Annotated in this window: 20 protein-coding genes and 1 tRNA gene; 5 read left to right on the top strand and 16 right to left on the bottom strand. The window is 51.5% G+C overall.

Going from position 1 to position 18,073, the window contains the following annotated elements; genetic code table 11:
• Positions 1-275: 275 nt before the first annotated feature.
• From ACN0YN_RS13725 to ACN0YN_RS13715, 3 genes are all read left to right on the top strand, one after another.
• Positions 276-611 (top strand): hypothetical protein, encoded by a 336-nt coding sequence (locus ACN0YN_RS13725; protein ID WP_417385588.1) that lies wholly within the window; start codon positions 276-278, stop codon positions 609-611.
• Between the two features lie 346 nt (positions 612-957).
• Complete coding sequence (locus ACN0YN_RS13720; protein ID WP_417385587.1) at positions 958-1,320, top strand: hypothetical protein; 363 nt, start codon at positions 958-960, stop codon at positions 1,318-1,320.
• Positions 1,317-1,805 carry a hypothetical protein gene (locus ACN0YN_RS13715; RefSeq protein ID WP_417385586.1) on the top strand — a complete coding sequence of 163 codons (489 nt, stop codon included), beginning with the start codon at positions 1,317-1,319 and terminating at the stop codon, positions 1,803-1,805. The genes ACN0YN_RS13720 and ACN0YN_RS13715 overlap by 4 nt, the downstream gene beginning before the upstream one ends.
• 12 nt (positions 1,806-1,817) lie before the next feature.
• On the opposite strand, the gene ACN0YN_RS13710 is transcribed toward ACN0YN_RS13715, so the two are convergent.
• From ACN0YN_RS13710 to ACN0YN_RS13650, 13 genes are all read right to left on the bottom strand, one after another.
• Positions 1,818-2,246 carry a hypothetical protein gene (locus ACN0YN_RS13710; RefSeq protein ID WP_417385585.1) on the bottom strand — a complete coding sequence of 143 codons (429 nt, stop codon included), beginning with the start codon at positions 2,244-2,246 and terminating at the stop codon, positions 1,818-1,820.
• A gap of 160 nt (positions 2,247-2,406) precedes the next feature.
• A complete protein-coding gene (locus tag ACN0YN_RS13705; protein WP_417385584.1) occupies positions 2,407-3,513 on the bottom strand; it encodes a slipin family protein in 1,107 nt (368 codons plus the stop codon).
• A 162-nt stretch (positions 3,514-3,675) separates the two neighbouring features.
• On the bottom strand, positions 3,676-3,903 hold the full coding sequence (locus ACN0YN_RS13700) for a hypothetical protein (protein WP_417385583.1): 228 nt from the start codon (positions 3,901-3,903) through the stop codon (positions 3,676-3,678).
• A gap of 80 nt (positions 3,904-3,983) precedes the next feature.
• Positions 3,984-4,049, bottom strand: a tRNA-Lys gene (locus ACN0YN_RS13695).
• A gap of 211 nt (positions 4,050-4,260) precedes the next feature.
• Positions 4,261-5,331, bottom strand: a complete 1,071-nt coding sequence (gene dctP / locus ACN0YN_RS13690) for a TRAP transporter substrate-binding protein DctP (protein ID WP_417385582.1) — start codon at positions 5,329-5,331, stop codon at positions 4,261-4,263.
• A 17-nt stretch (positions 5,332-5,348) separates the two neighbouring features.
• Complete coding sequence (locus ACN0YN_RS13685; RefSeq protein ID WP_417385717.1) at positions 5,349-6,611, bottom strand: TRAP transporter large permease; 1,263 nt, start codon at positions 6,609-6,611, stop codon at positions 5,349-5,351.
• Between the two features lie 56 nt (positions 6,612-6,667).
• Complete coding sequence (locus ACN0YN_RS13680; RefSeq protein WP_417385581.1) at positions 6,668-7,198, bottom strand: TRAP transporter small permease; 531 nt, start codon at positions 7,196-7,198, stop codon at positions 6,668-6,670.
• Positions 7,199-7,280: 82 nt separating this feature from the next.
• Positions 7,281-8,219: an ectoine hydroxylase gene (gene thpD / locus ACN0YN_RS13675; protein WP_417385580.1), complete on the bottom strand. Its 939-nt coding sequence runs from the start codon at positions 8,217-8,219 to the stop codon at positions 7,281-7,283.
• A gap of 85 nt (positions 8,220-8,304) precedes the next feature.
• Complete coding sequence (locus ACN0YN_RS13670) at positions 8,305-8,700, bottom strand: ectoine synthase (RefSeq protein WP_417385579.1); 396 nt, start codon at positions 8,698-8,700, stop codon at positions 8,305-8,307.
• Between the two features lie 65 nt (positions 8,701-8,765).
• Positions 8,766-10,058, bottom strand: a complete 1,293-nt coding sequence (gene ectB / locus ACN0YN_RS13665) for a diaminobutyrate--2-oxoglutarate transaminase (protein WP_417385578.1) — start codon at positions 10,056-10,058, stop codon at positions 8,766-8,768.
• Positions 10,055-10,588, bottom strand: a complete 534-nt coding sequence (ectA, locus tag ACN0YN_RS13660; RefSeq protein WP_417385577.1) for a diaminobutyrate acetyltransferase — start codon at positions 10,586-10,588, stop codon at positions 10,055-10,057. Before ectA ends, ectB begins: the two co-directional genes overlap by 4 nt.
• Positions 10,589-11,090: 502 nt before the next feature.
• Positions 11,091-11,603: a MarR family winged helix-turn-helix transcriptional regulator gene (locus tag ACN0YN_RS13655; protein ID WP_417385576.1), complete on the bottom strand. Its 513-nt coding sequence runs from the start codon at positions 11,601-11,603 to the stop codon at positions 11,091-11,093.
• A gap of 97 nt (positions 11,604-11,700) precedes the next feature.
• The gene (locus ACN0YN_RS13650) at positions 11,701-12,531 is read right to left on the bottom strand and encodes a glycerophosphodiester phosphodiesterase (RefSeq protein WP_417385575.1); all 831 of its coding nucleotides are present in this window, start codon (positions 12,529-12,531) and stop codon (positions 11,701-11,703) included.
• 245 nt (positions 12,532-12,776) lie between these two features.
• On the opposite strand from ACN0YN_RS13650, the gene ACN0YN_RS13645 reads away from it, so the two are divergent.
• On the top strand, positions 12,777-13,697 hold the full coding sequence (locus ACN0YN_RS13645) for a bestrophin family protein (RefSeq protein WP_417385574.1): 921 nt from the start codon (positions 12,777-12,779) through the stop codon (positions 13,695-13,697).
• Between the two features lie 196 nt (positions 13,698-13,893).
• Entirely contained in the window at positions 13,894-14,853 is a 960-nt protein-coding gene (locus ACN0YN_RS13640; protein ID WP_417385573.1) for a transporter, read from the top strand.
• Positions 14,854-14,877: 24 nt separating this feature from the next.
• On the opposite strand, the gene ACN0YN_RS13635 is transcribed toward ACN0YN_RS13640, so the two are convergent.
• The 3 genes from ACN0YN_RS13635 to yaaA all read right to left on the bottom strand — a co-directional run bounded on the left by ACN0YN_RS13635 (position 14,878) and on the right by yaaA (position 18,042).
• Positions 14,878-15,885, bottom strand: a complete 1,008-nt coding sequence (locus tag ACN0YN_RS13635; RefSeq protein ID WP_417385572.1) for a methyltransferase — start codon at positions 15,883-15,885, stop codon at positions 14,878-14,880.
• Between the two features lie 326 nt (positions 15,886-16,211).
• On the bottom strand, positions 16,212-17,222 hold the full coding sequence (locus ACN0YN_RS13630; protein WP_417385571.1) for a methyltransferase: 1,011 nt from the start codon (positions 17,220-17,222) through the stop codon (positions 16,212-16,214).
• A gap of 28 nt (positions 17,223-17,250) precedes the next feature.
• Positions 17,251-18,042: a peroxide stress protein YaaA gene (gene yaaA, locus ACN0YN_RS13625; RefSeq protein ID WP_417385570.1), complete on the bottom strand. Its 792-nt coding sequence runs from the start codon at positions 18,040-18,042 to the stop codon at positions 17,251-17,253.
• Between the last annotated feature and the right edge of the window lie 31 nt (positions 18,043-18,073).

The following is an 18,073-nucleotide window of genomic DNA, read 5'->3' as shown; positions in this document are numbered from 1 at the left end:
GGGCTGGTAATCTATTTTTAGGATCATTGCTTTTAGAATATGCACTGATCTGGCTGAAGTGCAATGGGACCTCCGCAGGTGAATGCATGAGCCCTGCCCAGAGCGTTGTAGTAATAATGCTCTTTCTGCTGCCAATCATTCTATTCTTCTGGTATCTCTTCAGGATATGCAGTAACTCCTGTTTAAAGTGTCCTCTCTGTTCCGTTCCATTGTATCACCAGCTGAAGGAACACCTGTTAACGACGGGAATGTGTCCGCACTGCAGACAGATCATTATGGCAGGGACTCTCCCCTCCGCAGAGGCAGCAAATGCGTACTATGCGGAGCAGAAAATAATCAGGCAACGTGAGGACATCATCGGTTCGAAAAACCTTGCTCGTACCACGTTCTGGTCCGCGATTATTATTTTACCTCTCTCGATTCCCATGTATTACTGGATGAAAAGTCTGGAAGAAGTGCTGGGGCAGGAGACCTCTTATGGAGGCGTGAAGGCAATCTTCTTCATGTCGGCGGTTTTGATCCTTCTGTCCGTCTTTTGCAAAAGATCAGGCAAACGCCGGGAACGAAAGCTGAATGAGAAATTAAGGCAGGAAGAGTCTGCCCATGAATAACGGGGGGAATAGCGTTTCAGATTTCAGACAGAGTTTCGCTTCCGCAGTGAATCAATATGACATTCGACTCATTGTCCATGGGTTTGGAGCCGGAGTACTGTTTTTTCTCTCTGCGTTTCTCTCTGTTTTTCTACTTGTTTATGTTTACAGATCCTATGGTGAGAGTGATCAGGGAATTTCGAAAGTCGTTACTGCAGAGGACGAATGTGTTTGCCGAAATTGCGAATTCTTGTTTATTCCTGCAGTATTATGTGCCGGTAGTATTTCAATCATCTATCTGAGCTATCAGGTCAAACGTGCACGACGAAACTCGAATATCAAGTGTCCGCACTGTCAGAACTCGGTAGTGAAGCAGAGAAGAGTCGTGCAATGGACGGGGTACTGCCCTCTCTGCAAAGTCAAACTGATGGAAGGGAAATTTGCTTCGACGGCAGAAGTCAAAGAACACAGCGAGAAAATCCGGAAGACAGAAAAGCGTGCGGTCCGGTTTGCTTGGATTGCTACTCTGGCAGGAATCTCGATTGGTATCGCCATTTATCTCTGGTCCCTCTCCACAGCAGAGGCTGCGGGGGGCACAGTCCGCGGGCATTGGGCGATTCCCTTACTGACTCTGGTGATTCCGATCATGTTGTGGGGAATATCGAAATTCAGTGGAAATGAATATAATGAGGTCGTTCAGTTATTTCACGAGATTGAGAACCCGACATGACCAGCCTTTCTCTGTATTATCACCGGCAGCGGGGACCGCTCTGTCTGGTTCTGTACGGACTGGCGGTTGCGTTTTTTGTGATTGCCTGGTTTGTACGGACGGTGCCCCCTCAATCTTTCTTGAGTCTGATCTTCGTACTGACAGGTCTGGTGATGTTGATCCTGGCGACAGGCTTTCATCATCTGACCGTGTCTGACGAAATAGATCGGCTGAGGATCTGCTTTGGTCCGCTCCCCCTGTTGCAACGCAGTGTCTTGTACGAAGAGGTGTGTCGCGCCGAAGTGGACCGGACCACATTGCTGGAAGGCTGGGGAATTCATCTGAGCCCGCGCGGAGGCTGGGTCTGGAATCTCTGGGGCCGCGACTGTGTCACACTACAGATGAAACGAGGCACTTTGCGCATCGGCACCGATGATGCCGAGAATCTGGCCGCGTTCGTGAACAGTCGCATTGATGAATTTGGACTGGATGCGGAGGAGCATTGATTTCCAGAATCATTAATCAAAGAGCCATCTTTTGCCAACACTCATACAAACCCCCGCCATTACCAGTCCACCAACGGGACGTGAACGTCTCCCATCGCCAGCATCACCAGCAAAGAGCGCGTAGAAAGCTCCCACCAGAATCAAGATTCCTAATGCCATCGCCAGCACACCAAAAGTTTTTTTGACGATGCCGCCCACTGAGATGTTTAGCGATTTTCTGGTCGAGGTCTTTTTCTTTTTGGGTTTCGATGGGGCTGCTTTTTTCTTGCGTGGCTGTGCAATCGGCTCGCCATAATCGGCGGAGAGGTCTTCCAGTTCCTCTTCCGCAGCAGGCACTCGCATTTTACTGCCACACGATTTGCATTTCAGGGTCTGGCCCGCCCGTTCCTCTTTGACTTTATAGTTCTGAAAACATTCTCCACACTGGACCGTAATGGACATCGATTCAACCTCAAAGTGAAACACTGGAGTGAGCTACGTCAGATATACTGTTGTGAGGACATTTTTACCCGAAAGGTTCACAATTTTCCAGTAGTTTATTAAAAAAATCCCCGGATCCGATTTCTCAGATCCGGGGCTTTGATTGAAGTGGAAATCTGCATTAAAGCAGGTTTACCACACGGTCAGTCAAACCCTTCTCACCCAGGATGATGTTGAGTTTGTTTTCCGCAGCGATTTTTTCCAGGACTTCCAGTTCACGCAGACGCATCAGAACCGGGTTGTCCTGCAGCAGTTTGGCAGTATTCACCTGACTGCGGATCGCCGCTGTTTCTTCACGACGGGCAATCAGATTCGCTTCCGCTGCTTTTTTCGCTTCGGTGACCTTATTCATCAGGTCTTTCATTTCGCCTGGCAGGATGACATCGCGAATACCCACCGATGCGAGTTCCAGACCCAGTTCAGCGGCACGACGTCGCAGGTTCTCTTCGATGTCCTGCGCCAGCACATCCTTCTCAGTCAGAAAGACGTCCAGTTCCCGGGCACCCAGAACGGCACGCAGCACCAGCTGCGTTTCGCGGTAGAGTGCCTGTCGCACGTCGTCTGTCTGTGAAGCGGCTTTCCGGGCATCGACTACTTTGTAAGTCACCACGGCATTAATCCGCAGTGTGACTTTGTCCGCAGTCATGATGTCCTGACCACTGATGTCGACCATGGTTTCCCGCAGGTCGTATTCAGCGATCAGCGCCTGGGACTGACCCAGCCAGAACGCATACAGACCTGGATCCAGTGTATCCACATAGCGACCGTCGATAAACAGGACGCCGACATGGTTACGTTCCACCGTGCAGACATCCAGCAGACGCTGTGCAGAGACAGAGCGCGCGATGACTTTCAGATCGATGTGCTCAAAGCGTACTTTACGCGCATCGACGATTTCGACTCGCACTTCTTTCAGCTCTGTCCAGAAGACGTACTGACCAGGTGCCAGAATGTGGTTGAACCGGTTGTCAATCCAGACCAGACCCCGTTCGTGGTCCTGCAGGTCCAGCACCAGCGCATGTTCCTGCAGTGCCTGCGATTTGAACATCAGGTCCAGTTTTTCGTGAATCAGCAGCGGAGCGCGCAGCGAAACGATGTCAACCTGAACCTTATCGAAGGGATCGAAAAACCAGTGCGTACCCGTTTTGAGGAGTCCCTGAAATTCACCATTCTTGAAGAACAGTCCCATTTCGTAACTGTGAATTTCATAGTATTTGATACCGAACATGACTACCTCCTCAGGGAACGTCCCTGGACTGGAATTTCTGCTTTAACATTCAAGCAGAGACAAAAAAATAAAACGCGACGTCAGTGTCGCGAACCGTTTCGAAGAGACACCTTTCGAAGACAGAGTGTTCGCCGATCACACAGGCACTTCGCGGAGTACGCTTCAGCAGGCTGCTTCCACCGCATCCACAGTGATCCACTCGGCTCGATTCAGACTGGGGACCTGGAGGAATCCCAGCTGAATCACACCTCGCTGCATAATGTTTCTACGTTGAAAGCAGACCAGCGGTATCCACGTACTGCAAGGCGGTGCCTTGTGCTGCCTGAAATCACTTTCCCCCTGCGAGTTGCAGGCAATCCGCAGGGAGTCCATCAGATCAGGCCGATCCAACGGACATCTGTCTTCGTCCGGTTTCTTAGGGTTAACGCTTGCTGCGTTTGAGAGATAGCCGTTTTCCGGCTAACTCTTGCTTGGAACAGGAATCGAACCTGTAACAGCCAGATTAAGAGTCTGGTGCTCTGCCAATTGAGCTATCCTGATATTGTCCGCATCCACTTAGAAACCCGACACGGCACGTACAGCATCAAACCGGACACGGTGACCTGCACGCCGCTGGACGAACGACGAACAATCGTTCCTGCATAGACAGCAGGATGCACAGGAAGGTTCAGCAATCACGCAGAGAAAAATGCGGTCGGAGAAAAAGCAGATTGAGAGTTAGAATATTCGAAGTGACGCAGACAAAGATCAGGGAGTCTGCTGCTGTTCATATTCTTTGATGGTCGCTTTGATTTCTTCCAGCAGCCTGCGACCATCTTCGCCGGTCATCTCAATGAACTGCTCGCGGACGGGCTGACTCGCTTCGCGAAATGCGGCGCGGGCTTCCGGCGTGAGTTCATCGACGATCTTCAGTTTGGGGCGGTTCTTACGAATCAGATTCAGTCGCTCGCGGTTGAACTGCTTCTGTACATCCAGAATGTAAACATTTAAATCGGAGACAACTCCCAGAACCAGCTGTTGTCGTTCCGGAGGGAGGGAGTTGAAAAACTCACGATTGGTGACAGCAGTGGTGATAAAGGGAGCGTGTCGCGCGAAGATCATCCAGTCGGTGACTTCATAAAAATTCATTTCCTGAATCGCAAAGACCGGGTTCTCCTGACCGTCGATCATATTCAGCTGCAGAGCCGAGTATACTTCAGAGTAAGGCAGAGGAGTCGGGCTTGCACCATAGGCTTCATAAGCGGCCAGTAACAGAGGCGTTGTCATGACCCGCATTTTGACCCCCTCAAAATCTTCGGGAGTCTGGATGTCCTTCTTGGTCGTCCAGACCTGCCAGCCTTCGGAAAAAATCGAAAGCAGTTTCAGATCTTTGCGGGCGTAAAGTTCATCAAAGGTGTCCTGCAGTTTTGGATCTTCGTTGAGCACCTTGTTATTGATTTCGTCGTCATCGGAAAACAGAAAGTGGAGCAGAAAGACCTGGACCTCCGGAATCAGTTTCCCCAGATGGCCCGGCGAAGCCATGGCAAACTGAATCACCTCCATGTCGACGAGTTCGGTAATCTGATCTGACGTCCCCAAAGTTCCATAGGGATAAATCGTGACTTCAATTTTTCCCTCGGACCGCGTTTCAATCAGTTCCTTAAACTTGAGGGCGTATTGATGCTGTACGCTGCCGATCGTTTCTTCAATGGCAAAACGCCACTGCACCACCGGTTCGTTTGTGGAGGCGGCCCCTTGTGATTCACAGGCAGCAGGCAGAGTGAGGCAGATCAGCAGTCCGCATAACTGAATCAGTTTGAAAAAGAATGTGCTGTGCATCGTCGGTACCTGTCTGATCAGTGAAACGCCAGATCGCGTAGAAACAGAGAAATGGCTGGGAACGCAATCAATAAAACACCTGCGAGCAGTAGAATGGCGATAAACGGGGGTGTGCCGCGAATGACTTCCAGGTAGGGACGACGGAAGACCGCGATCGCCGTAAAAATATCACAACCAAACGGAGGCGTGGCCGAGCCGATCGCGACCTGCAGGGTGACTACGATACCAACCAGCACCGGGTCGATGCCGGCGGCCGCTGCGACAGGATGGAAAATGGGAGTCAGGATCAGGATGACCACAATCGGGTCGACGAACATGCAGCCGATGAAATAGGCGACCGCAATTGTCAGCATAATCGTCCAGTAACCGGATTCGGGAGTCAGTCCCAGCCATTGATTGATGAGGGCATCAGGCAGTTGAGCAAATGAAATGACCCAGCTGAAGCCTGCGCCAGCGCCGACCAGGATAAAGACGACTGCAGTGACCAGGCCCGTCGAGAGTGCGATGTCGGGAATGTCTTTCAAAGAGAGATCGCGAAAGCAGACGATTTCTAATATGCCGGCATACAGAACAGAGACGGCGGCGGCTTCTGTCGGGCTGAAGATACCGGAATAGATGCCGCCAATGATGATCAACGGAAATCCCAACGGTAGTAATGCCCGTTGAATGGCGGTGCGTCGTTTTGCAGAATCCGCTTTGGGTTGCCGGGGAATCTGCATCCGAATGGAGGCGATCCAACAGTAGATGCAGAACATCAGCAGTACCAATAAACCGGGACCGATGCCGGCGATGAACATCTCGCCGATGGAAGTTCCTGAAACAACGCCATACACAATCATGCCGATACTGGGGGGGATCAACAGGGCAATGTCACTGGCATTGATGATCAGCGCGGTGGTGAAGGAGTCGGGGTAGCCAGCTTTGAGTAACTGCGGACGCAGCGGACCGCCGATGGCGACAACCGTCGCCTGGGTTGAACCGGACATCGCACCAAACAGGGTACAGCTGATGGCACTGGCGATGGGCAGGCCGCCTCGCAGATGACCAACAAACGCAGTCACCAGGTCGAGTAATCGATTTGCCGAGTTCCCGCGCGTCATGATATCGGCGGCGAAAATGAACATGGGGACGGCGATCAACGCCGCCGGCTTGATCCCGCCGATCATCTGCTGAATCAGTACCGCCGGAGTCACATCAGGATAAAACACCAGCAGAACCGCCAGCGCTGCGACAATGAGGGGGACCTTCATCGGAAAGCCCAGCATCAACAGTACGAGCATGATTCCCAGAATGAGTAATACTTCCACGCCGTTATCTCCTCACCGGATGGATCATTTCAGAGTTCTCCTACCACCGTGGTTTCATATTCATCCTTCTGGGTATACGAAATATAGACATCGGGGGACGTCAGATTTCGCATCACGGTCAAGCCATACTGAATGGCTGACAGCAGCAGACCCAGAGGGACGAACAGGTAAACCAGGTACAGGGGAACCTGCAGGACGGGAGAAACGGTCTCGAGAAAGCGGACCGTGGAAATATATTCGAACGCATACCAGGCGAGTATCAACATCAACAGAGCGGTCAAGCCGCTGATGGCAATCATCAGGATCTTACGCCAGCGCTGATTGAGCTGATCGTAGAACGCCGTCATGCGAATGTGGCGTCCGCGACTGGCGGCGTAGCTTAAGCCGACAAAGGTGACAATGATGATCAGGAACTGGGAGAGTTCCCCGGTAAAGGAAACGCTGAAGCCGAGCACGGCCCGGCAGAACACATTCCCGATGGAAAGTGCTGCAATCGCAATGATCGACCAGGCCAGCAGGAAGGCTTCGATTTTCTGAATCAGCTGAAAGAGGCGGTTCATCAGCGTCTCTTTCTGAGATTCATGAAACGAACCGTACAGAAGCCTGCAGGTCGCCTGGGAATGCGGAATGGATTGTACGACATCAAATGAACTCTCTGGGTTTCATTGTGTTGCTGAATTCACGTGAGGCGATAAATTCAGGTCGTGGTTTCTGATTGGAGTAGGGGTGGACGAGCTGGTTCCAGATACTGTTGTAGACAAAAAACAGGTTGGAACGGGGAAACGGTGTAATGTTTCCATTCGATCCATGCATGGTGTTGCAGTCAAACAGCAGCAACGAACCGGCGGGGCCTGTCGCCTGGGTGATCCCGTGTTCGTTCACTAACCGGGTGAGCGATTCAGGATCGGGTACTCCAAATTTCTGTTGTTTCAACGAAGACTGATAATGGTTTTCGGGCGCTGCACCCACACAGGTGACGTATTGACGATGCGATCCCGGCAGCAGCATCAACGGTGCATTAAACTCGTAATTATCATCCAGCAGGAGCGAACAACTGACCGTCCGCATGCGCGGCAGTCCGTCTTCGACATGCCAGGTCTCAAAATCGGAATGCCAGAAAAATTCTTTGCCGGCAAATCCGGGTTTCAGATTCACTCGCGACTGATGGATATATACTTCACTCCCCAGGACCTGCATGACCATTTCCAGGATTCTTTTGTCCGAGGCAACCTGCGAAAATCGAGCACTGATTTCCAGTCGATGCACCGCAAACAGCGAACGTAACGCCGAACCGTCCGGCTCAACAATGGCTTCGGGACGCTGTCTGATTTCGAGCGAGTCACGCAGCGCATCCAGTTCCTGATGGCAAAACGCTACCTGCTCTGCAGTATAAAATCCGGGCAGCAGCAGAAAGCCGTCCCGGTCAAATTGATCAAGTTGTTCCGCGTTCAACGGTCCATTTTGAGCATCTCCATACACGACCGGATCACGGCGTTCGAGAAACTCAGGTTGCTGTTTGACGCGAGAAGGATACAGATCCTCTACGCGAGTCGTAGAGTCAGTGGTTGTGTGGGCGGTCATCAGAGGCGCTTTCTTTGGATGTTGCCGCTTTAGGTTGTGTTCTGAAGCCTTTCGCTTAACTAAATGATGTTGTGATGTAATCAATTCAGGCATCGCTGCCAGCGGCTGCTGGATAGACACCGTTTTCGTCATGCACTTCCTTACCTGTGACTGGCGGATTGAAGACACAGATCATGCGTAACTGTGTCTTGGCCCGCAGCAGGTGGCGGTCGTGTTCATTCAACGCGTACATCATGCCGGGTTGGATGGGGTAAGTCGGTCCATCGGGAATCAGTTCGATTTCCCCTTCTCCTTCAATACAGTACACCGCTTCCAGGTGGTTCTGATACCAGATTTCGGTTTCCGTGCCCGGATGAATCAAGGTGTCATGCAGGGAAAAGCCCATCTTGTCACCGGCCAGTAATAAACGGCGACTGTTCCAGGTTTCCGCTTGCACATCTCGCTCTGTTCCGAGAATGTCCTCCAGTTGTGTAACGATCATGGTCTCACTTTTCTATCTATCTTGTATGAATATTGCTGGCCGAATGTGATTCGAAACGACTGATCTCAATTTGAGACCAGTCCCAGTTCTTTAATCACCTTTTCGTCGTTGAGCACGGCTTTGAAGCAGTCGGCAACGATATCCAGGCCTTCGAGCAGCAGGTCATCTTCGATGGTCAGCGGCGCCAGGATTTTTAAGACATGGCTGTCGGTACCACTCGTTTCGATGATCAGGCCACGCTTGAATGCTTCGGCACTGATCATGTCCGGCAGTTGCGGATATTCCGAACAGGCCAGGCCCCAGATCATGCCGCGGCCCCGTACTTCCAGGTGCATTTCTGTCGTCCTGTCGGCAATCGCCTGGAGACGACTTTCAATCAGGGTACCTTTGCGTTTGACTTCGCGCGCCAGGCGGTAGTCACTCCAGTAAGTTTCGATCGCTTCCGCAGCCGAGACAAAGGCAAGGTTGTTTCCACGGAACGTACCGTTGTGCTCACCCGGTTCCCACTGATCCAGTTCGGATCGCATCAGAACCAGTGACATGGGTAAACCATAGGCGCTCAGTGATTTGGAGAGTGTGACAATGTCGGGAACAATGCCAGCCTGTTCAAAGCTGAAGAAGCTTCCCGTGCGGCCACAACCGACCTGAATATCATCCACGATCAGCAGAATGCCATGTTCCTGGCAGAGTGTTTCGAGCTGTTGCAGCCATTCGAAGCTGGCTACGTTCACGCCCCCTTCACCCTGAACGGTTTCCACAATCACAGCAGCCGGCAGATCTAAACCGCTGCTGTTGTCTTTCAGCAGGGCTTCGAAGTATTCCAGCGTGTCGATGTTGTCACCCAGATAGCCGTAATAAGGCATGAAGGTCACATTGTTTAAAGGAGTACCAGCGGCATTGCGAAAATGGCTGTTACCGGTCGCGGCGACAGATCCGAGGCTGACGCCATGAAAACCATTGGTAAAGGAAACGACGTTGGTGCGTCCGGTCACTTTGCGTGCCAGCTTGAGAGCTGCTTCAACAGCGTTGGTACCGGTGGGACCGGTGAACTGAACTTTGTAATCGAATTCGAGTGGAGAGAGGATGTATTTTTCGAAGACTTCCAGGAAACGCTGTTTGGCATCGGTGTGCATATCAAGACCATGCAGCAGACCGTCACGTTCCATGAATTCCAGCAGTTTCTTTTTCAGGACCGGGTTGTTGTGGCCATAGTTTAATGTACCGGCTCCGGCGAGGAAGTCGATATATTCGTTTCCTGCTTCATCACGTAAAGTCGCATTGTTGGCTTTCGTAAAGGTTGTCGGGAACGAGCGGCAGTATCCCCGGACATTCGATTCGAGTCGGTTGAATATAGTCATAATACTTGCGTTTTCTCTCCATAAGAAAGTTCGAGTGTGAATGGGCCTAGCTGATACAGTTCTTCGGGTTCGTGTTCTTCAGCTTCACCAAACAGGTCCGAAGAAAATCCACTGCACGTTCGGCACTCCGTGTTAAGCCGTTTCGCCAGAGAGCGAAACAGTTTCTGTGACGATTTGTTGGAAGGAGTAATCGTCGTCTCCAGATAGTTAATGTCTGACAGGTTCTCGCGCGAGAGCAGGGCATCGAGCATGCGCGAAGCAACTCCACAGCCACGCATACTGCTGTCGACGGCAGCCTGCCAGATAAAGATCGTGTTTTCTCGATGAGGGGGAACATACGCCGAGAGGAATCCCACGATTTGGGAATCATGCTCTACCAGCACACAGGTATCGTGAAAATCGCGGCAAAGCAGCAGGGAGACGTAAAGGGAATTCACGTCCAGGGGAGGGCAGTTCTTCACCAGGTTGGAAATAGCGAGACCGTCTTCCAGCGTGGGCTCGCGAAAAATCAGTTGGGGGGCCTTATCCATTTGGCTTTGTTTTACGGGCTTTTAGAGCAATGGGCTCTGGTGTATGAAAATGATTAGACTACAAAATAATGTCGAATTCAGTTAATGCATTGAATTTGTATTGTTATCAAAGCATTGATTCGTGCAACATAACTGGTTAAGAGGCGTTATGTTGATACAGATAATAGGCTTATGCTAATTTGATTTAATTTCTGTACCCGGTTTGTAGCTAAATAATATTTAGTATGCAATGTTTTGTACACAATACAATATAGGGTGTCAACCCTCAGTTTTTGAATTGCAGATGAATAGAGTGTGAGGTGAAGTCTGTTCTGGCAACCACGCACGGGAGAGGAAACGGGCGGCGTAAGCGAATGCGACTACATAGACAGGCTGATGTGACTTTGTCTCACCTGTGAAGGGAGCGTGAGAGCGAGTCTGTTCGCATGTATTGTCGAATTCTCGATTTTTTTGCCCACCCGTCTGCTCAATACATGCTGGAGGTTCAGGCAGAGAAACGGTTTTACTCGTTCAGGAAGCGGGAATCATGCTCTGAGGGATTTGAAACTTCGCCTGCAGACAGGACAGGGGAAGCATCAATGTCCTCGGCGTCCATCATCGAAGCGATGCGTTGTAGAGTGGAGAGCATCTGTGTCTGTTCCCATTCCTGCAGCATCAGGAGTTCGCGGCGAAAGCGGTCCTGCAGTAACGAGGGGGCATTCTGGATCATCGCCTGGCCTTCTGCGGTTAATTCAACCACGACCGTTCGTTTGTCCTGTCCCCTGCGACCACGGGAGACCAGATTACGGGATTCCAGTCGGCTCAAGATCCCGGTGAGTGTGGCCTGGCTGAGATGAATCGATTTCGCCAGAGCACCCACAGTAATGGGTTGCATCCGGGCGATGGTCTGCAGTGAGGCCAGTTGGGGCGCTGTCAGTCCAATTTCCTGCATCAGTCCGCGAGAGTGTAAATCGATGGCGCGTGTGATGCGTCGCAACGCGACAATGACCTGGTCCTCAAGACTGAGAGGTGACATAAGATTCTCGATGTAAGTAGCAGGTAGAAAAACAAAGCGCAGGCAAGCCCTGTGAAATATTATGCATACAATATATTGTTTTTCAACGGTTGTGGAATCAATCGCCAGATTTCAACTGACTCTGTTGCTGTAAGGCGCGTAAATCGAGCGGGTAGTCCGTGAGAATGCCATCGATTCCCGCTTCGGTTGCCTGCTGCCAGTTTTGGGGGAGATTGCCACTGACAGTTGGACCAGCGATGAAGGATTTCTTTCCGGCGGCATGTACCTGTTGCATTTCAGACCGGGTTGGCAGGTACCGCACATACACCCAGTCTGCATTCGGTTCTGACAGCGCTGCGGAAAATTCGGATGCATTATTGGCAACCGCCGCTGTTTCCGCTTTCAGGGAAATGGCCTTGATATTTTTTCTGACGACAGGTTCCTGAATTGTTCTTCCGATAAAAATCAGGTGTTCCAGGATGCCCTGTTTCTCCGCCAGTTTGACGACATCCTGCTCAACGTCGGAGTCCTTGAAGTCGACGGCGATGAGAATTTCATGCTGACGATATTGCGCTGCCAGTTGTAAGACTTCTTTGACGGTAGGGACCCGCTCTCCTTTAAAGCGAGGATCGAACCAGCTGCCGGCATCCAGCTGTCTGATCTCCGACAGTGTCAGATTGGCGACCTTCCCGCTGCCATTGGTGGTGCGATCGAGCGTGCTGTCATGAATGCAGACCAGGTGTCCGTCTTGACTGCGTTGCACGTCAAACTCAAAGCCGAGTCTTAGTTCCAGGCAGGCTCGGAAATTTGCCAGGGTATTCTCCGGCGCCACTTTAAGTAAGCCGCGATGCGCGACAATCAGAGGTTCTCCGGCGCGTGCGATGCGGTAATCACTGGCAGGCAGCAGCAGGGAAAAGAGGAGCGTCAGCAGAATCTGTTTTGTGTACATTAGGATCTTCCCGGGGGTAAAGATACGGATACGCTGAATTCAGCCTAAACAAACGGGATCTGTTTTACCATTCTCGCTGTCACAGATTTCTGTCCGGAGGTTCGAATCCCGTTTCTGATCTCAGATTGAATCTCGAAAACGCTTTTCCTATGATACGCGGCCTCACTGGTCTGCAGAGCTCAACGAGGCAATGAAATCCAGACCGGTGAACGCTTGAAAAATGGAATACGAACTGAGGGACGAGTGTGATTAATTCTGATCGGAACGGATTCTGGCGCGAGGCATTTGCAATACACGGTTCGGTGACGCCGCATGTCCTGCCCTATGTCGGTGCGTTTGGCCTGATCAGTGCGGGGATCAGTCTTTGTGCCTGGGCCATTGAAAAAAGTTTTGATATACGAATCGGTCTGGAAGTCACACCCTACGAGTTTGCCGGTATCGCGCTGGGGTTGCTGCTCGTATTGCGTACCAATGCCGGCTACGATCGCTGGTGGGAGGCGCGGAAATTATGGGGCGGAATTGTCAACCAGTCCCGTAATCTTGTCATCAGTGGTCTCGCTTATGGACCAGCTGACGAAAAGTGGAAACAGGATCTGGTGCACTGGGCCGCGGTATTTCCGCATAGTGCCCGTGCCAGTCTCCGGGGAGAAAAACCTTCAAGTGAAGTCGTTGCTTTAGTCGGTGAGCAGGCAGCGGATCAGCTGGCCGCCTCTGATCATATGCCGGGTTATGTGGCTTTTCAGATCAGTCAATTACTGCAGGATGCCTGCCAGAACCGGGAGATGGATCGCTTTGCCTTTCTGGAAGTGGAAAAACAGAGAGGGATTCTGATCGATCACATCGGCGGTTGTGAACGGATTCTGAAAACTCCGTTGCCCCTGGCATACTCGATTAAGATCAGGCGGTTTATCGCATTGTTTTTACTGACACTCCCTCTCGCTATGCTGCACCAGACAGACAGTTTCTGGCTGATCCCCGTAGTGGTAATGCTGGTCGCCTATCCTCTGGTCTCACTGGATCAGATTGGTGTGGAATTGCAGAATCCCTTCTCAAAAGAGAATCTGAGCCACCTGCCTCTCACAGACATCTGCGTTACGATCGAACGCAATGTTCTGGCATTATTAGCAGCGCAGCAGGTCACTCAGGAAACAGCTTCCACAGACTAACAGGTCGGGAGCTCGTTTTCGTCAGACAGAATTGGGGAGCTGTAACTGATTTGCAGATAGAGTCTTAAGCGAATGGTCTCGCGGAAGATCTCGCAAGTCGTTCTGGCATTTCGCTTAACAGGAACCCGGCCGAATTCCGATAAGTTGTATATGGCCAGCATTCCTTCCCCGAGTCATTTCGATGCATGAAATCTGTTTGCGAGCGTGGCATTTACTGTTTGTCAGTCTCGTGTTGTTCTGCTGCGCAGGGAAAACGGGTGCCGAAACCGATGGGACTCTCTTTGATCAAAGTCTGCTCTCATCAGAATATGCCGAAGCTCCCGAGGTTCAATATGAAGCCCCGCGTTATCGGCTCCTCAATTTATCACCGGAGTGTGGCACCCTGTTTCAGTGGAAGGGCAGCACCGGCTGTAACGGAGGCCCTCAACTTGATGAGCCTCTACAGACCGACCGGCCGAATTTCACATCCACGTCTGTGACAGTTGGCAAAGGGGTTACTCAGATTGAGTTCGGCTATACTTATCTGGACAGTGAAGAGCTGGGCGCGGATGTCAAATACCAGTCATTCGGCGAAATCCTGTTTCGCCGGGGGATCGTGGCGGACTGGATGGAATTTCGCCTGTCGTTTTCTCCACTGCAGCAGAGTACCGAGGCAGGCCTCTTTCAGAATACGACTTTCGGCAGCCAGGATCTGGGACTGGCACTGCAGTTTGCTTTGACTCCGCAGCAGGGGCTCCTGCCTGAAATGGCTCTGATTACTTCGATGAGTGTTCCGACAGGCAGCACCGCGTTTACAGCAAATCAGGTCGAACCGGGCGTTGATCTGATCTATGCCTGGACCATCAATGACTTTCTGAATGTGGCTGCCTCCACGCAGGGGTATGGCGATGTCGATGACTCTGGTGAATCCTTTCTCGAAATCGCGCAGTCCTGTTCGGTGGGATATACGCTGACTGACAAGCTGGGAGCTTTTACCGAATGGTTCGTATTGATTCCCAGCGGTGCCCGAACCGCACGCACCGAACACTATTTTGATGCCGGCTTCACTTATCTGATCACCAACAATCTGCAGCTCGATATGAGTGCGGGCGTCGGGTTGAATGACGCAGCAGATGGTTTCTTCGTGGGCGCCGGTTGCTCGATTCGTTTTCCCTGATTCAATCTGCGGAAGTCATTGAATTCAGCTTTTGACGCCTTCAATGATGCTGAGTTCCGATTCCGTCGGCAGGATGCGCGTCAGTTCGAAGCCGGCCTGGTTATAGAGTGTCTGAAATTCTTCAGCCGTCCGTTCTTTGCCCCCGGTCACCAGCAGCATCACCAGGTCGACGAATTTGCCTGCGAACGGATCGTTGCCTGGATCGATCACACTTTCCATCACCAGCAGATTTCCGTTCACGGGCAGCGCTGCATGACAGTTCTTGAGAATCTGAAGTGATTTCTCGTCATTCCAGTCGTGAATGATATGTCGCATCAGATACGCGTCCGCTCCTGCTGGCACTGACTGAAAGAAGTCACCGCCAACGAGTTCACAGCGGTCGGTCAGGCCAACCTGCTCGATTCGTGCGCGTGCATTTTCAACGACATGAGGCACATCAAAGAGAATGCCTTTCAGGTTCGGACAGGCCTGGAGGATGCTGATCAGATTCGAACCGTTGCCTCCCCCGACATCCGCCAGTACCTTGATGTCGGTAAAGTCATACGCTTTGATCGCGGCATCGGTACCGCGACCATGGATGCCGATCATTGCTTTATCAAAGATGCGTGCCTTCTCGGGATGTTCAGACAGAAATTCAAAAATCGACTTCCCCCAGATGTTGTCGTATGCAGGCTTTCCGGTTTGAAGACTAAAAATGATTTCGCACCAGGGGCGAAACTGGTCTTCGCCGTTCATGATGGCTAACGCCTGCTTTGACTCGGGATCGTCACTGCGTAAGGGTTGTGCCAGCGGGGTTAATGCGAATTCCCCCGCATCATTTTCTTCAAAAATACCGATACTGGCCAGCGCACGTAACAGACGATAGAGGGCACTGGCATCAGTATTGGTAGCAGCCGCCAGTTGCTCGGGAGACTGAGGACCGGCGATCAGCAGGTCGGCAATTCCCAGTTTCGCAGCGGCATAAATACTCTGCGATTTCCAGTAGCCCGTAATCATCTGCTCAAGTTGTTGATGCGTTGTTTTCTCTGGCATATCGTTTCACCTTCGTGTCTGAATGCTTCGATTCTTCAGGGCTAAGAAAAACAGGTTAAGCGTTATGATAGTGAGGCTACTGAATCGAACTCTCAATCATCGTAATTGGCCAAAGGTTATTAGTCCCGGTTTTTCCGGGGCTGATTGGGTTTCGCATTTTGATCGTTACTTTTTGTAAAGACGAATTCAAATAGAGCGATACACTGACAGTTTCCTGCTCGCTGCGCTCGGCCCGGATGTGCATCCAGGCCCACCCCTTGTTTTTTATTTTCATGTGGTTTCGTGTTTTTCGTGGTAGTGAAAGAATCGTATTAACCCCGGTTGCTTCAAGTCTGCTTGATACCTTCGATGATACTGAGTGCCGATTCGGTGGGGATGATACGTGTCAGTTCAAAGCCCGCCTGTTCGAACAGTGACTTGTATTCCTCAGCCGTGCGTTCCTTGCCGCCGGGGATCATCAGCATGACCAGATCCAGGAACTTTCCGGGGAACGGATCATTCCCCTCGGGAATCACACTTTCGACGACCAGCAGTCTGCTGTTCTTCGACATCACCGCATGGCAGTGACGGAGGATTGTGAGAGATTTTTCATCATCCCAATCGTGGATGATGTGTCGCAGGAAAATCGTATCAGCGCCTGCAGGTACCGATTCGAAGAAGCTGCCGGCGATGGACTGGCAGCGGTCTTGCAAGCCTGCCTGTTCGATATGAGACTGTGCCCGCTCCACGACCTGTGGCAGGTCGAACAGGATGCCTTTCATCTCGGGGTAGTGTTGCAGCAGATTAACGAGGTTCGAACCGTTTCCGCCGCCGACATCCATCAGAGTGTTTAGACCGGAGAAATCATAAGCGTTCAGGATATCCCCGGTTTCTCTGCCATGAATGCCCGTCATCGCCTGATCAAAAATCTGTCCTTTGTCCGGGTTGTCAGACAGGTATTCGAAGATCGGTTTTTCAAAGACTTTATCGAAGGACGTTTTGCCGGTCTCGATGCTGTAGAGAATCTCGCTCCAGGACTGGAACTGTTCATCCCCGCTCATCATGGCCAGTGCGCGTTTGGAGCCGGGGACATCGCTCCGTAGAAATTCTGCCATCGGTGTGAGTGCGAATTCGTGTTGTTCGTTTTCAGTAAAGATGCCGACACTCGCCAGGGCGCGCAGGAGACGATAGAGGGCTCCGCTGTTTGTTTTTGTTGCGTCAGCAAGTTGTTCAGCTGTTTGAGGGCCCGCAACCAGGAGATCGGCAATTCCGAGTTTCGCGGCGGCATAAATACTTTGTGAGACCCAGTAGCCGGTAATCATCTGGTCGAGTTGATCGGGGAGCGTGCTATCTTTCATTTTATTCTTCCTTGAAAAACAAGTGCTGTTATTTTTTTCCGACCGGCGGAGGTTGTGGTCGCGAAAATGTTAATTTGACTGAGGTTGATTCATCGGGCTGATATTCGTATCCGTCCAGGTTGAATTCGCATAACCGGTCTGGCTGATCAATGCGGTTCTGGATGATCCAGGCAGCCATCCGTCCGCGCGCCTGTTTCGCAAACAGGGCAATCGTTCTTGATTTGCCATCTTTGATCTCTTTGAAAACAGGTGTGATCACCGGACCTGCCAGCAGTTTGGGTTTGACCGATTTGAAATATTCATTCGAAGCCAGGTTAACGAGTTCAGGGTGTTTGTGGGATTCCAATTCCCTGTTGAGGGAGTCTGTGATCTTGTCGCCCCAGAAGTCATACAACGAGTTTCCGCTGCGCGTCGCCAGGCTGGTTCCCATCTCCAGGCGATAGGCTTGCATCAGATCCAGTGGACGCAGCACGCCGTACAGACCGGAGAGAATCCGCAGATGATCCTGTGCAAATGCCAGATCACGGGCTTTGAACTGACTTGCCTGCAGGCCCTGGTAAACGTCTCCGTTAAACATCAGGGCTGCCTGTTTCGCATTTTCCGTCGAGAAGGGACGCGACCACTGGTTGAACCGTTCGTGATTCAACTCAGCCAGATCCTCGCTGATGCCCATCAGTTCCCGCAACGACTTCTTCGACATCCGTTTCAGTTTTTTGACGAGCGTTTCTGCCTCGTCGAGGAATTCCGGCGTCGAGAATTTAGTAGTCTGCTTTTGTGGCTCCAGGTTTAGTGATTTAGCGGGTGAGAGAACGGTCAGCATGGTCGCGATGTATCCTTATCGTAAAGCAATT

It is taken from the genome of Gimesia sp. (assembly GCF_048260065.1).
Taxonomy (GTDB): domain Bacteria; phylum Planctomycetota; class Planctomycetia; order Planctomycetales; family Planctomycetaceae; genus Gimesia.
This window is presented reverse-complemented; position numbering and strand designations above follow the sequence as displayed.

What these genes read in the sequence shown, in the direction of transcription:
- yaaA (WP_417385570.1), bottom strand. Translation starts at nt 18,042, where the DNA reads ATGCTGACCGTTCTCTCACCCGCTAAATCACTAAACCTGGAGCCACAA.
- thpD (WP_417385580.1), bottom strand. Translation starts at nt 8,219, where the DNA reads ATGACCGCCCACACAACCACTGACTCTACGACTCGCGTAGAGGATCTG.
- ACN0YN_RS13655 (WP_417385576.1), bottom strand. Translation starts at nt 11,603, where the DNA reads ATGTCACCTCTCAGTCTTGAGGACCAGGTCATTGTCGCGTTGCGACGC.
- ACN0YN_RS13650 (WP_417385575.1), bottom strand. Translation starts at nt 12,531, where the DNA reads ATGTACACAAAACAGATTCTGCTGACGCTCCTCTTTTCCCTGCTGCTG.
- ectB (WP_417385578.1), bottom strand. Translation starts at nt 10,058, where the DNA reads ATGACTATATTCAACCGACTCGAATCGAATGTCCGGGGATACTGCCGC.
- ACN0YN_RS13670 (WP_417385579.1), bottom strand. Translation starts at nt 8,700, where the DNA reads ATGATCGTTACACAACTGGAGGACATTCTCGGAACAGAGCGAGATGTG.
- ACN0YN_RS13710 (WP_417385585.1), bottom strand. Translation starts at nt 2,246, where the DNA reads ATGTCCATTACGGTCCAGTGTGGAGAATGTTTTCAGAACTATAAAGTC.
- ACN0YN_RS13725 (WP_417385588.1), top strand. Translation starts at nt 276, where the DNA reads ATGGCAGGGACTCTCCCCTCCGCAGAGGCAGCAAATGCGTACTATGCG.
- ACN0YN_RS13680 (WP_417385581.1), bottom strand. Translation starts at nt 7,198, where the DNA reads ATGAACCGCCTCTTTCAGCTGATTCAGAAAATCGAAGCCTTCCTGCTG.
- ACN0YN_RS13630 (WP_417385571.1), bottom strand. Translation starts at nt 17,222, where the DNA reads ATGAAAGATAGCACGCTCCCCGATCAACTCGACCAGATGATTACCGGC.
- ACN0YN_RS13685 (WP_417385717.1), bottom strand. Translation starts at nt 6,611, where the DNA reads ATGCTCGTACTGTTGATGCTGGGCTTTCCGATGAAGGTCCCCCTCATT.
- ACN0YN_RS13715 (WP_417385586.1), top strand. Translation starts at nt 1,317, where the DNA reads ATGACCAGCCTTTCTCTGTATTATCACCGGCAGCGGGGACCGCTCTGT.
- ACN0YN_RS13635 (WP_417385572.1), bottom strand. Translation starts at nt 15,885, where the DNA reads ATGCCAGAGAAAACAACGCATCAACAACTTGAGCAGATGATTACGGGC.
- dctP (WP_417385582.1), bottom strand. Translation starts at nt 5,331, where the DNA reads ATGCACAGCACATTCTTTTTCAAACTGATTCAGTTATGCGGACTGCTG.
- ectA (WP_417385577.1), bottom strand. Translation starts at nt 10,588, where the DNA reads ATGGATAAGGCCCCCCAACTGATTTTTCGCGAGCCCACGCTGGAAGAC.
- ACN0YN_RS13705 (WP_417385584.1), bottom strand. Translation starts at nt 3,513, where the DNA reads ATGTTCGGTATCAAATACTATGAAATTCACAGTTACGAAATGGGACTG.